This is a genomic window from Desertimonas flava, assembly GCF_003426815.1.
Taxonomy (GTDB): domain Bacteria; phylum Actinomycetota; class Acidimicrobiia; order Acidimicrobiales; family Ilumatobacteraceae; genus Desertimonas; species Desertimonas flava.
In genome coordinates this window covers 220,108-232,953 of sequence record NZ_QKYK01000007.1, presented here as the reverse complement: position 1 = coordinate 232,953, position 12,846 = coordinate 220,108, and the positions used below count along the sequence as shown (strand labels likewise).

Below are 12,846 nucleotides of genomic sequence, written 5' to 3'. Positions count from 1 at the left end.
CGGCGCAGCCGCCGGCTGGGTGGCCGGGGCAGCGGACGGCGGGGTGGCCGGGGCGGCGGGCGGCGCAGCGGCTTGCGCCCAGCGCTGGCGCTGGCGGCGCTGCACGCGCCCGTGCACCGAACTGGCGACGGCTGCCCTGCTGGCGGTTCGCAAGAGTCCCATCGGGTTCCTTCTGTTGTCGTATCGGTCGGTTGTCGGATCGGTCCCGGCGTCGCCGCGTCAGGCGTCGTCCCCGGCGTCGAGGGCGGCGATCAGTTCCTCGGGGTGGACGACCCCCTCGGCCACCACGCGTACTCCATGTTCGCTCCACGGACCGACCACGGAGTGGATCCACAGATTCTCGTACACGAGGACGAGGGCGACGGACCCTGCGTCGAGTTCGTCGGCGAGGCCCTCGAGATCGTCTGACTGCAGCAGGCCGGCCGACGCTCCGTCCCACGCCGAGGCGTCCACGCCCAGGAGCGCGGACGCGTCGGCGGTGGTCAGGATGCGGCAGTTCCCTCCGTCGTTGACGACGAACTCGGCGTCGAGCACGCCGATGACCCCGTCGTCGGCGAGGCGCAGCAGGGCGTCGAGGTCGGCCGCGACGGCCGACGCGGCGGGAAGCTGCAAGACGAGGTAGTCGACCGGGGCCAGCAGGTCGTCGGATGCTGTCATGAGCTACCAGGTGCACCGACCGTCCGACACCTGACTACACCCGAAGCGGGTGTGGCACGGGGCGTGACCTGCGAGTTTCGTTGACGGTGTCGTCCGCCCTCCCCGGGCACCGCTGCGAAAGTATGAGGTCGTTGATGTTCGGTGCAGATTTCGGCGTCGGTCAGGTGGTCTGGTCGTTCGTCTGGTTCTTCCTGTTCTTCGTCTGGATCATGCTGTTGTTCCGCGTGTTCGGCGACCTGTTCCGGAGCACCGACATGCGCGGCGTCACGAAGGTGCTGTGGGTGCTGTTCGTGATCGTCCTGCCGTACCTCGGCGTGTTCCTCTACCTGATCACCCGCGGCGACAAGATGGCCGCCCGGGAGGCGAACGAGGCCCGGGCGTACGAGGACTCGGTGCGGCAGTACATCCGCGAGTCCGCCGGTACCTCGGCGAGCGCCGCCGACGAGCTCGAGCGGTTGGCGAGCCTCCGTGACCGCGGCGTGATCGACGAGACCGAGTTCGGCCGGCTCAAGGCCAAGGTCCTCGGGTAGTCGGGCCCGCCGCACATGTCCGACACCAGCAGCTCCGGGGGCGGCCTCACGATCACGCCGAAGATGGTCATCATCGCGGTGCTCGCCGTGCTGGCCGTGGTGTTCGTGTTCCAGAACACCGACTCGGCGAAGCTCAAGGTCATCTTCTTCACGATCACGATGCCTCGCTGGATCGCCTTCGTGATCCTGCTCGTGATCGGGGCGATCATCGGCTACGTCGGGCGCGGCGTTCGCGCCAAGCGCGCCGCCGGCTGAGCACCGTCACCTCCGAGAAGGCCCACGAAGGAGCTGATCCATGGCGACCGTCACGTTCCGCAACGTCCGGGTGTTCCCCGGCCACGGGTCGGCGCTCCTGCCGGCGAGCGACGTCACGGTCGACGGGACGACGATCTCGTCGATCGCCGACCACGACCCCGCCGCTGCTCCCGGCGACGGCGGGGCGTCGATCGACGGTCGCGGCCGCACGCTGATGCCCGGGCTCATCGACGCCCACTGGCACGCCGCGTTCACGAGCATCAGCCCGCTGGTCGCCCTGCTCGCCGACCCGTACTACATCATCCTCGTCGCCGGTCAGCAGGCGACGGCCACGCTGATGCGCGGGTTCACGACCGTCCGCGACTGCGGTGGGCCGACGTTCGGGCTGAAGAAGGCGATCGACGAGGGCGTGCTGCCCGGACCTCGTATCTACCCCGCCGGGGCGATGATCACCCAGACGTCGGGGCACGGCGACTTCCGCTTCCCCAACGACCTGCCGCGCGACCCGTGCTGCGGGCTCGCCCACATCGAGAAGGTCGGGGCGGCGGCCATCGCCGACGGCGCCGACAACGTGCTGCGCGTCTGCCGTGAGCAGCTGATGCTCGGCGCGTCGCACCTGAAGCTGATGGCCGGCGGTGGCGTGTCCTCGCCGGCCGACCCGCTCGACGTGACGCAGTACACCGAACGTGAGCTGCGGTCCGGTGTGGAGGCGGCGGAGAACTGGGGCACGTACGTGATGGTGCATGCGTACACGCCACGGTCGATCCAGCAGGCGTTGCGGGCCGGCGTCCGGTCGATCGAGCACGGCCATCTCGTCGATCAGGAGACGGTCGAGATGATCGCCGAGGCCGGCGCGTGGTGGTGCCTCCAGCCCTTCCTCGACGATGAGGACGCCGCGCCGGTGCCGCCCGGGTCCGAGGGCAAGTTCCGCGAGATGGTCACCGGCACCGAGAACGCCTACCGCCTGGCGAGGGAGAACGACGTCAAGGTGGCGTGGGGCACCGACGTGTTGTTCTCCGGCGATCTCGCCGCGAAACAGGGCAAGCTGCTGGCGAAGATGACCCGCTGGTACTCGCCGGCCGAAGCCCTCTCGCTCGCCACGTCCGTCAACGCCGAGCTGCTGCAGCTGTCGGGACCCCGCAACCCGTATCCAGGCGTGCTCGGCCGCGTCGAGGAGGGTGCCATCGCCGATCTCCTGCTCGTCGACGGCGACCCCCTCGCCGACATCGGACTGCTCGCCGACCCCGCCGCCAACCTCAAGGTGATCATGAAGGGCGGCACCGTCGTGAAGGACGAGTCGTAGCGGCGCCGCCGCTGCGACGGTGATGTTCTGGGTCGCCGTCGGAGACGCGCTCCCCGTAGCGCTGGCGATCGGCTTGAGCCCGTTCGCCATCGTCACCGCCGTCGTCCTGCTGATGGCGGAGGGCGGACGGGCCAAGGCTGCCTTGTTCGCCCTCGGCTGGATGCTGACGATCGTCGTCATGACGCTCGTCGCCGCTCTGGTGATCGATGCCGCTGACGACGCCGACTCGTCCGCTACCGAGGACGGCGTCAACATCGCCCAGATCGTCATCGGCCTGGCCTTCTTCGCGCTGGCGTGGAAGTCGTGGCGTTCGCGGCCCGACCCGAACGCCGAGCAGACCACCGTGAGCCGCCAGGTGCGGATGCTCGACCGGATGAGTCGCATCGGCCCGCTCGGTGCCTTCGGTTTCGGGTTGCTGCAGGGCATCGCCGTCGTGAAGAACATCCCCCTCGCGCTGTCGGGCGGGGCACGGATCGGCGAAGCCGAGCTGGGTGGCGTTCAGGTCGCCGCGGCGCTGATCATCTTCGGGATCGTGGCGTCGGTGGGGATGATCGCGCTGGTTGTCGTGGCCGTCGTCGGCGGGAGCCGGCTCGACCCGTCGATCGCCTCGCTGCGGACCTGGCTCGAGGACAACATGGTGACCATCAGCATCGTCGTGATGCTCATGATTGGCGCCTTCCTCCTCGGCAAGGGCCTCGCCGTCCTCGGCTGAACGAGGTCGGCGAGCGGTATGTGCTCCACCGCCTCCTTGTCGAAGCCGGACATGTCCTCGGTGCAATTGTCGACGAGGAGGCGCCATCGAGTCGTCGATCGCCTGATCGTCACCCGGCGCGGGTTGGCCGGATGCGCGACGAGCTCGTCGATCTGGTCCGCCGGGTCGTAGCGCCGGGGCACCGTGCTCGGCGCGCCTGTCACGCCGACCCGGCCGCCACAGAGTCCCGCCCTGGTGCACGACGCAGAGCCCAGAAGGCGGGTCCGTGTCGAGCGCCTAACGGCAGTTTTGGCGCTACTCCAATGCCGCGTCCGCTAGGGCCACGAGCTGGGTGTAGTAGGGCTGAGCGTCGTCCGGAAAGGCGAGCAGAGATCGAGCGAGCGCATCCCGAGCGGCGCGGAGCCGGTCCCCGTCGATGGGCAAGAGGCCGCCACCCTGCGCCCGCAACGCCCATCCGTAGATGTCGGCACCGATCATGACGGCATCGACTTCTCCGTAGTCGCGGCCCTTCTCAACGCTCGTGGGGAACGGTGCTGCGAAGTGTTCGGCCATCAGCTCGCGCAGTGCAGACACCGCGAAAGATTGCCCGATCTGGTGCATGCGCTCCTACCGGGTTGGCGAGGGGGCACTCGTCAGGCGCCTCTCCAGCCCTATTTCCGGTCGGCACCGAGCCAGACCAGAATCGACTTCGCTCCGGACCGCACCTCCTCCTCATCGGAGTGTGCCAATGGAACCCAGCGCTCGATGCGAAGCTGCCTCTGATGCGTCGCTTCGAAGAGTGCATCGGCTTGCCAGTCCCCGGAGGAGTCGTCGGCCCGATGCCATCCGATGGCGAAAAGTCTGAGCGCTGCGTCGGTCCGGGCCTCGAGCAGCGAAGCCGCAGCAGCACACGTCACTGAGGAATCATCTGCGTCGTTCAGTAGCGCCAGCAAGGCACCCTCAGCTCGCTCATCACCCGCACGCCAAGCCAGGGCGTACGCAGCGGCCCAACGATCCCGACAATCTCGAGAGCGCGCAAGCACCAGCGCCGCCTCGAGCTCGTCAGACATGCGCAGTTGGGGACCAGCGGGTGGCGGCGACATCGGCGGGACAATCGATGAGAACGCCGGGCTTCACCTCCATCTGCGTCATCAACGTCGCGGCGGGTGCAGATCATGACGCGCCTCCCTTCGCTCACCAAGCGCAAATCATGCCCGATCTGGTGCACGCCCTCCGACCGGGTTGGTGAGGGACACTCTCGGCAGGTGCTTGGTTATTGTCGAGTGATGATGATCGGCAGCGAACCGGCCGTCAGCGGAGTCACGTTCGGATCGAGGTGAACATGCGCGCCGGCGGGCGCGTCCTCGTCCGAAATCACGAGACACCACCGCGCCAGATCGCGGAGCCCGGCCGCAGTACCAGTGATCACGATCTCGTTGCTGCCGAACGTGACTGTCACGTCTCCGCCCTCGAGGTCGGCCACAGCGCCGCGGGACGGGTCGTACGAGCGCACAGTGATCGTCGGGCCTTGATGGGTCACGACGTCATTTTGGCCGGGCCACGACTCGCCTTCGGTTGCCCGATGGGACACTCTCGTCATGTGTGGGCGGGCCGGACCCTCGCCTGGTTGGCCGGGCACCGATCGGCAGTTACGGGTTCGGCTCGGAAGTGTCAGCGACGACCCGTAGTTCGACCATCGCACGGCGAAATTGCCGAGTCATTCGTGCCGCATCCTCCATCCAGCCAACGCGCCGCAGGCTGAGGTGAGCGGCGGCCCGTGCATCGACCCAGACGGGTCCAGGAGACCCCATCGCTGAGAGCTTGTTGAGATCCGCCTGGTCGCAGCCGTCCGACAGGCAACGAGCGGCAGCCATCGCGATTGCTGCGTACTCGTTCGCGTACCAAGAGAGGTCGTGCGCGTCGAACAGGTCCGACAACTGGCGGCCCAGGGCCCGCACTGTTTCAAGCTCGCGAACGCGTCCTCGGGGATCTGCCAACACCAGCGCATACTGCCCGATCTGGTGCTCCCGGACCTACCTGCGTGGTCGAGTACACAAGCACTGGCCGGCAACGCACCGTCGACACACACACCGGGTGCGACGGGCACCCTCGTGATCCGGCACTCGACCGATCAGCGTCGGGCTGGCCTGCAAGCAGGTACCCGCCGCCGCCCGTTCGACTGCTACTTCCGACGGGTGGAAGCAGCGCCCGGGCCCACGCCCCGACGTCTCAGTCCGTTCGAACCCGGCGCTGCGGCGAGGCGGGCCGCCGCGCCGACGATCCGCACCGAGCTGCCCGACGGGTCGACGTGGACGCTGGGTGACGGCGGCAAGGAGAGCTGCGGCGAATCGACCGGCTCGTCGTGACTGTCGTAGCCGGCGACGGCGACCACCAGATCGTCGCCGTCGGCCGTGATGCGCAGCGTGGTTGACTCGCTGCGCCGCACCATGCCGGCGAGCAGCTCCTGGGCGACGCGCAGGGCCACGACGGCCGCGGCCGGCGCCACCCCGTCGGGAACATCGGCGTCGAGCTCGACGACGGCGCCGACCTCCTCACGCGCCGCGTCCAGCTCCACTCGCATCGCCTCCACCAGCGCCCGTGACGTGTCGTCAGGCCCGGTCGCCCCGAGCGCCGACACGCTGTCGGGCCCCGGGGCCACGCTGAATCGCCACGTCCGCTCGGATCGCGCCCGCTCCAAGCTCCACAACAGTCCCGGGTCGACCGCCCGGTCGCGCTCGGCCTGCTCGGCTCGAGCCACCGCCTCGTCGGCGCGCCTCGTCGCCTCGCCGAGGTCGGCACGGAGCGACTCGATGGTCGCCGCGGCGGTCCGGGCCGCCTCGGCTGCCTCTGACTCGCCCTGCGTGGCCCGGTCGGTCGCGGCCGCCGTCGCCGCTTCGGCCACCGCCGTGGCACCTCGCTGGGCCGTGAGCTTCGAGCGGGTCGCCAGCCACGACCAGCTCGCCGCCACGGCCAGCACCCCGAACACCACAGCCAGCGTCCATGCCATCGAAGGTGACGTTACCCACCCGCTGGCTCGCCCGCCCGTCGTGGTCCCTCGAGCACCCGTCACCGGACGCGCCGACGCGCCCGCTGTTGAGGCGGGCGCGTCGGGTAGGGCGTCAAGGGGTGGTGATGGGGGAGCCGTCGGGGCGGTGGTAGGTCCAGCCGCGCGGGGAGCGGCGGGCGGTGAATCCGCGGCCGGTCTTGATGAGGTTGTGGAACCGGCAGAGCAGGTCGGCGTTCGACGGGGAGGTGGTCCCGCCCTTGGGCCATTCCGTGGCGTGGTCGGTTTCGAGGTGGCGGTTCCGGCATCCCGGATAGGTACATCGTCCGCTGTAGCCGTCGAGCAGGGCCTGAACGTGAGCGGCGTGTTTGGTGCCGCGGGTGAAGCAGCGTTGCTTGCGGCCGGCGTCGATGACGACGCCATCACCACCGACCACGACTCGGCGGACGTGCCCGAGCAGCAGAGCGATGTCGACGGTGTCGGTGGGCGCCGTGGCCCCTGAGGCGAGCCGGCAGAGCGGCCGTGTCTGGCGGGCGAACCGGTCGATCGAGTCGTCGTTGCCGAGCCCGGCGATCGGAGTGGGGTCGAGTCGATCGCCGGGACCGGCATAGTCGGCTCCGGCGCACGGATCGGTGAGCCCGTCGAGATGGTCGACGAGTCGGGCGAGTGTGCCCCGATGCTGGTGGAAGGGGTCGACGAGATCGAGGAGTTGTTGTTCGAACGACGGCTGGTCGATGACGACGTCGACGACGAACTCGACCGGCTTCCCGTCGAGTGGGGCGTTGGCAGCGGCGCGGAACACCGCGATGAAGGCGTCGCCGGCGCGCTGGGACGGGCTGCGCTCGAGGTCGCTGCTGTCGATCGGGGCGTCGGGCAGACCGCGCCGGGCCCGCGCGGCGGCGACGTCGGCGAGGTACTCGGCGTACTTGAACGCCTCGAACACCTCCCTCACGAACTCGCCCTCGAGGGTGGGCAACATCGCATCGACGTAGGTCGCGTCGCCGACTGTTGACACGTGGGCGTTGCGATGGAACGCCGCCGTCCCCTGACGTTGCCGTGCCCCGTCCGCATCCAACCGGTCGCGCAGGTCGCTGACGAACGCGTGGAACTGGTCAGCAGAGACAGGGTTCGACCGCTTCCGTTCGCTCGTTCCTCGCTCACTGCAGCGGTCGAGTGATCGAAGAGCGGCTTCGCCGCGCCCAGCTGCAGGCGGCGGCCGGCAAAGCCGGCCCGTCCGCCGCATCAGGGGGCTACCGCCCCCCGAACCCCCCGACGGAGTCCGAGCACGGCACGGAGGCCGACCGGATCGTCATTCCGCGCGGTAGTGCGGAATGAGGCTGGACGGCGCCTCGGGATGGGGCACCCAGGACCGCACGCAGCGGTGGCCGTCCATGCCGACCCAGCCGCCACGATCGCACTCGGCGACCACGCCGGCGACCGTGGTGTCGAGCACGGAACGGGCCCGATGCACCGAGCGGGCCAGCGTGGACAGTTCTCGTAGCGAGCAACCGGCGACGGAGTCGGCGAGGCGCTTGTGGAGCGCCGCGGTCAGCTCGTCGACCTGGGCGGCGAGATCGACGATCTCGTCCCGGAGCCGACGCTCGCCACAGAGCCCGTCGCCGGCGTCAATACCCGTGTCGCCGCCGGCGACGACGTCATGCGACGTCGCCGGGCTGGTGAACGAGACGGGTGCCATCTCGAAATGGTACTGAAGATGTCGGCGGAGGTCAAGCACGTATGTACGAGTATTCGAGATCGAACCTGCGATGCTCTGGTATACACCTGTGCATCCAGTTTTCGAAATAACGATCTAGTCGCCAATATGAAAACGTCCTCATCCGAGTATGGAAGGACCCGAATCGGGCCCTTCCACACTCGGATGGAGGGGCGGGAGCGCGAAACGCTCAGGCGTTGCGGCGCGGGCGGCGGCGGGGGACGCGGTCGCTGAGGGTGTAGGTGACGACCAGCGTGAGCACGAGCAGCGCGCCCTGGATGAAGTCCTGGGCGTAGTAGGGCACGTTGAACATGGTGAGCCCGTTGAAGAGCACGCCCACGAACAGCGCGCCGATCACCGTGCCGAAGGCGTTGGGCCGGTTGGCGCCGAGTACGGCGAAGCCGATCAGCGCCGCCGCCACCGCCTGCAGCAGGTAGGCGTTGCCGGCACCGATGTCGCCGCGGCCGAGGCGGGCCGACAGCAGGATGCCGCCGATGGAGGTGATCACGCCCGACAGGACGTAGGCGAGCGCGCGGTAGCGCTGCACGGGGATGCCGGCCAGCCGAGCGGCGGCGGCGTTGCCGCCGATGGCGTACAGCGCCCGGCCCCAGCGGGTGTGGGCGAGGAACACGTACACCAGCACGGCGAGGACGAAGAGGAAGATCACCGGCACCGGGATCGACAGCACCTTGCCGTTGCCGAGATCGCGATAGGCGTCGGAGAACTTGCCGGGCGCCGTCTCGCCGCCGCCGATCGGCATGCCGACCGACACCGACTTGCCCGACGTGATGATCAGCGCCAGGCCCTGAAAGATGAACATCGATCCCAGTGTCGCGACGAGGTCGGGGACGCGAGCGACGATGACCAGCAGGGTGTTGACGATCGCCACGAGGAGGCCGGCGAGCAGGCCGGCGAGGACCGCCGCCCAGCCGCCGAGGTCGTAGCGGATCATCGCCATCGCCGTGACCATGACGACGAAGCTGACGTTGGCCCCGACCGACAGGTCGAAGCCACCGACGGTCATCGAGATCGTCACACCGAGGGCGACGATGGCGACGATCGCCACCGACTGGAGGATGATCAGTGAGTTGTCCCAGGTGCGAAAGCGCGGCTTGGCGGCCGAGAACCAGACGATCAGACCGGTGAGCATGGCGAGCAGCCCGTAGCGGTAGGCGAGCCTCGTCAGCGAGTTCATGGGGACGTCTCCTGCGTCTCGCCCGTGGCTGCGGATCGTGGCGCTTGGGCCATCAGGCGACTGAGTTCTTGGGTGGTCACGTCGGCGACCGAGAGTTCGCCGGTGACGTCGCCGCCGGCGACGACGATCACGCGGTCGGCGACTTGGACGATCTCGGCCGGGTCGGACGAGACGACGACGATGGCCACGTCGGCCGACCGCTGGCGCAGCTCGGCGACGATGTCGGCCCGGGCGCCGACGTCGACGCCGCGGAACGGCTCGTCGAGCAGGACGAGGCGGACCGAGCCGTCGAACCAGCGCCCGACGATGACCTTCTGCTGGTTGCCGCCCGACAGCTCGGTGAGCTCGGCCTCCATCCCGGGGCCGACGACGCCGAAGTCGTGGATGGTGCGCAGCGCGCTGCGCCGTTCGGCGCGGCCCGACAAGAGCGAGGCGCGACTGTGTTCGCGGAGGCGGGTGAGGCTCACGTGGTGCTTCACCGACCACGTGGGGATCACGGCCGCCGGGCCGCGCTCCTCGGCGACGAGGGCCACGCCGGCCCGCACCGCTTGCGCCGGGCTGGCCGGACGGTACGGCTGGCCGTCCAGTGTGAGCTCGCCGCTCTCCAGCGGCCGGGCCCCGAAGAGCTGCTCGAGCAGCTCGGTCTTGCCGGCGCCGACGAGTCCCGTGACGCCGACGATCTCGCCGAGCCGGACGTCGAGGTCGAACGGCGTGGCGTCGGGCCGGGTGCGCACGCCCCGGGCCGCCAACACGACGTCGGTGCCCGGTCGAGCCTCGTGTTCGAGCGACGGGGCGACCGCGCCGAGCATCGCCTCGACGAGCTGCTGGGCGCGGAACGGTCGGGGAAAGGTCTGCTGCACGACACCGTCGCGGAGCACCACGACCCGATCGGCGACGGCCTCGACCTCGGCGAGATCGTGCGACACGAAGATGACGGCAACACCCTCGGAGGCCAGTCGCCGCACGGTCGCCAGGAGGTGGGCACTCTCGCGAGCGGAGAGGCTCGACGTCGGCTCGTCGAGGACGAGCACGCGCAGGTGGTGAGCGAGGGCCCGGGCGATCAGCACCTGCTGCTGGTCGCTGGCCGGGAGCGATTCGATCGGGGCGTCGACGTCGACCGCCAATTCGGCCGCCCGGGCGATGTCGCGCGCCGCCTGTCGGGTGCGCCGGCCGTTGCGGAACACGCCGCCGGCGCGGGGTGCCAGCGAGTCGAGCGTGAGATTGTCGGCGACCGTGGTGCCGGGGACGATGCCGGCGTCGATCTCCTGGTGCACGGTCTGGATACCGGCACGGCGGGCGTCGAGCGGGGTGGTCGGGGCGAACGGCCGGCCGCCCACCTCCACCGTCCCCTCCGACGCGGCGACCGCGCCGGAGAGGATCTTGATGAGGGTGGATTTCCCGGCGCCGTTGCTGCCGACGAGGCCGATCACCTCGCCGGCAGCGACGTCGAAGGACACCTTCCTGAGCACCTCGGACGTGCCGTAGCGCTTGGTCAGCGCCGAGATCCTCAGCGCCGGCGGACCGCCCGCGGCGCCGGGATCGCCGGCGGTGCTCAGGGTCGGTGAGGTCACTCGGCGGGGAGCCAGGGGATGGGCACGATCTCCGGCGTGCTCAGCTCGGGGATGAACTCGATGAGCTGGCCGACGTTCTCGATGCCCTCGTCACGGAGCAGCTGCTGGGTGATGAGCGCCGGCGGCACGACGATGGCGTCGGGCGTCTCGAGGCCGGCGGCGAGCAGGGCGGCGGCGCGCACGGCGACGGCGCCGACGTTGGACGCGTCGGTCCCCGCCGTGGCGACCCAGGGGCTGCCTTCCGCGGTCATCTCGGCGATGTCGGCGTTGGAGATGTCGGCGCCGTACACACGCACCTGATCCTCGAGACCGAGCTCGACGATGGCCTGCTTGGCGCCCTTGGCGAACTCGTCGTAGGGGGCGAAGATGGCCGTCACGTCGGGGTTGGCCTGGAGGGCGGCCTTGGCCTGCTCGGCGACCTGGGCCGCCGTGTTGTCGCTCACCACGCCGATCTGGGCGACCTCGTTGATGCCGGGGTTGGCGGCCTTGAACTCCTGCCACACGGCGTCGCGGCGGTCGAGCGGGGCGAAGCCGGCGACGTAGACGTAGATCACGTCACCCTCACCGCCCGTGTCCGCTCCGAGCACCTCGAGCACGGCGCCGGCCATCACCTCGTCGCTCTGGGTGAGCGTGACGACCTCGTGCTCGCCGGGGTCGACGTCGAAGGCGACGAGCGGGATCCCCGCGGCGACGGCCTCACCGATCGCCGGCTGGATGGTCTCGGGGAAGCCGTGGTCGACGATGATCGCGTCGGCGCCCTCGCTGACGGCCTGCTGCAGGTTCAGGGCATGACGGTCGTTGTCCCCGTCGGCGCTGAGGAAGTCGAGCTCGATCCCGAGCGCTTCGGCCTGGGCCTCGGCGCCGGCGCGCCACTGCTCGAAGTAGTCGCCGGCCGACAGCTGGGCGACGACCGCGATGTGGGCGCTGCCGTCGGCGAAGGCCGGCGGCACCTCAGCGGTGGCGGCGTCGGAGCCGGCGGGGGCCTCGCTGGCCGCGCCGGTGTCGTCGCTGGGCGGGGCGGTGGTGGCCGAAGCTGCCCCGGCGGCGATCGTGGCGGCGGTGAGTGCGCCGAGCGCCACGGCGCCGGCGAGCAGGCGACGATGGGGACGAATGGACATGGAGGCTCCTGTCTGAACGGTGGGAATGATGAACACCGGCTCGTCGAGCCGGTGCCGGTGGGAGTGGGAGTGGGAGTGGGTGTGACGGCTCGGTGGGCCCGGCGCGTCAAGCGCCGCGGCCGGCGACGATCGTGTCGAAGTCGGGGATGCGCTCGGCGATCGGGTTGCCCGTGAAGTCGCCCACCCAGCCGTTCTCGTCGCGGAAGAACCGGACCGCCGTGAAGTTCGGCTGGGTGCCCATGTCGAACCAGTGGGTGGTGCCCTTCGGGACGCTCAGCAGGTCGCCCTGCTCGCCCAGCACGGCGTACACGTCGTCGTCGAGGTGGAGGTAGAAGATGCCGCTGCCGGCGGCGAAGAAGCGCACCTCGTCATCGGCGTGGGTGTGCTCGGTGAGGAACTTCTGGCGGGCGCCGGCGGCGGTGGCCGCCCAGCCGGGATCGTCGCTCGGGTGCAGCCCGGCGACGTCGACGAGCACATAGCCCTGCTCCTCGGAGAGCTGGGCGATCGGTTCGGCGTAGGCGGCGAGCACGTCGTCGGAGGAGGCGTCGTCGGCCAGCCCCTCGACGACCGGCCAGCGGGCATACTCCACACCCTTGGCCGCCAGCGCCTCACGGATCTCAGCCTCGTCGTCGGTGGCCAGGGTCAGGGACGGCTCGTCTCCGTCGCGATAGATCGTCAGGTACGCCATGGGTCATGATGCTAATCCCGATCAATCAAGTCGCCTATGCCCGAAGCCCGAGACGGCCGGCACTCGACATGACACGTCCATCCCCACGTCCCATCCCATCGTCCCGATGAACGGAGCGAG

General features: G+C 69.8%; 15 protein-coding genes. 4 read left to right on the top strand and 11 right to left on the bottom strand.

All coding sequences use genetic code 11. The annotated features are described in order from the left end of the window. Nucleotides 1-219 precede the first annotated feature (219 nt). Nucleotides 220-657, bottom strand: coding sequence for a DUF6325 family protein (locus DN771_RS11315; protein ID WP_116997472.1), 438 nt, complete (start codon nt 655-657; stop codon nt 220-222). A 134-nt stretch (nt 658-791) separates the two neighbouring features. Between DN771_RS11315 and DN771_RS11310 the strand changes: the two genes are divergently transcribed. From DN771_RS11310 to DN771_RS11295, 4 genes are read left to right on the top strand one after another with little or no spacing between them, the layout of a single operon-like run. Then, nucleotides 792-1,187 (top strand): SHOCT domain-containing protein, encoded by a 396-nt coding sequence (locus DN771_RS11310; RefSeq protein WP_227462311.1) that lies wholly within the window; start codon nt 792-794, stop codon nt 1,185-1,187. A 15-nt stretch (nt 1,188-1,202) separates the two neighbouring features. Continuing rightward, a complete protein-coding gene (locus DN771_RS11305) occupies nt 1,203-1,442 on the top strand; it encodes a LapA family protein (RefSeq protein WP_116997471.1) in 240 nt (79 codons plus the stop codon). A gap of 40 nt (nt 1,443-1,482) precedes the next feature. Next, the gene (locus DN771_RS11300; protein ID WP_116997470.1) at nt 1,483-2,745 is read left to right on the top strand and encodes a metal-dependent hydrolase family protein; all 1,263 of its coding nucleotides are present in this window, start codon (nt 1,483-1,485) and stop codon (nt 2,743-2,745) included. Between the two features lie 22 nt (nt 2,746-2,767). After that, nucleotides 2,768-3,457 (top strand): GAP family protein, encoded by a 690-nt coding sequence (locus DN771_RS11295; RefSeq protein ID WP_116997469.1) that lies wholly within the window; start codon nt 2,768-2,770, stop codon nt 3,455-3,457. Nucleotides 3,458-3,751: 294 nt separating this feature from the next. On the opposite strand, the gene DN771_RS11290 is transcribed toward DN771_RS11295, so the two are convergent. From DN771_RS11290 to DN771_RS11240, 10 genes are all read right to left on the bottom strand, one after another. Then, complete coding sequence (locus DN771_RS11290; RefSeq protein ID WP_162941815.1) at nt 3,752-4,030, bottom strand: hypothetical protein; 279 nt, start codon at nt 4,028-4,030, stop codon at nt 3,752-3,754. A gap of 77 nt (nt 4,031-4,107) precedes the next feature. Beyond that, nucleotides 4,108-4,506 carry a hypothetical protein gene (locus DN771_RS30035; protein WP_191912130.1) on the bottom strand — a complete coding sequence of 133 codons (399 nt, stop codon included), beginning with the start codon at nt 4,504-4,506 and terminating at the stop codon, nt 4,108-4,110. Nucleotides 4,507-4,709: 203 nt separating this feature from the next. Then, nucleotides 4,710-4,976 (bottom strand): Imm32 family immunity protein, encoded by a 267-nt coding sequence (locus DN771_RS11280; RefSeq protein ID WP_116997466.1) that lies wholly within the window; start codon nt 4,974-4,976, stop codon nt 4,710-4,712. Nucleotides 4,977-5,618: 642 nt separating this feature from the next. Continuing rightward, nucleotides 5,619-6,443, bottom strand: coding sequence for a hypothetical protein (locus DN771_RS11270; protein WP_162941814.1), 825 nt, complete (start codon nt 6,441-6,443; stop codon nt 5,619-5,621). Between the two features lie 112 nt (nt 6,444-6,555). Beyond that, nucleotides 6,556-7,419, bottom strand: coding sequence for an HNH endonuclease (locus DN771_RS11265; RefSeq protein ID WP_162941813.1), 864 nt, complete (start codon nt 7,417-7,419; stop codon nt 6,556-6,558). Nucleotides 7,420-7,749: 330 nt separating this feature from the next. Next, on the bottom strand, nt 7,750-8,136 hold the full coding sequence (locus DN771_RS11260; RefSeq protein WP_116997462.1) for a hypothetical protein: 387 nt from the start codon (nt 8,134-8,136) through the stop codon (nt 7,750-7,752). A 208-nt stretch (nt 8,137-8,344) separates the two neighbouring features. After that, complete coding sequence (locus DN771_RS11255) at nt 8,345-9,349, bottom strand: ABC transporter permease (RefSeq protein ID WP_116997461.1); 1,005 nt, start codon at nt 9,347-9,349, stop codon at nt 8,345-8,347. Further along, nucleotides 9,346-10,920: a sugar ABC transporter ATP-binding protein gene (locus tag DN771_RS11250; protein ID WP_116997460.1), complete on the bottom strand. Its 1,575-nt coding sequence runs from the start codon at nt 10,918-10,920 to the stop codon at nt 9,346-9,348. Before DN771_RS11250 ends, DN771_RS11255 begins: the two co-directional genes overlap by 4 nt. Next, nucleotides 10,917-12,038, bottom strand: coding sequence for a substrate-binding domain-containing protein (locus tag DN771_RS11245; RefSeq protein ID WP_162941812.1), 1,122 nt, complete (start codon nt 12,036-12,038; stop codon nt 10,917-10,919). Before DN771_RS11245 ends, DN771_RS11250 begins: the two co-directional genes overlap by 4 nt. A 106-nt stretch (nt 12,039-12,144) precedes the next feature. Beyond that, nucleotides 12,145-12,726, bottom strand: a complete 582-nt coding sequence (locus tag DN771_RS11240; protein ID WP_116997458.1) for a 1,2-dihydroxy-3-keto-5-methylthiopentene dioxygenase — start codon at nt 12,724-12,726, stop codon at nt 12,145-12,147. Nucleotides 12,727-12,846 lie beyond the last annotated feature (120 nt).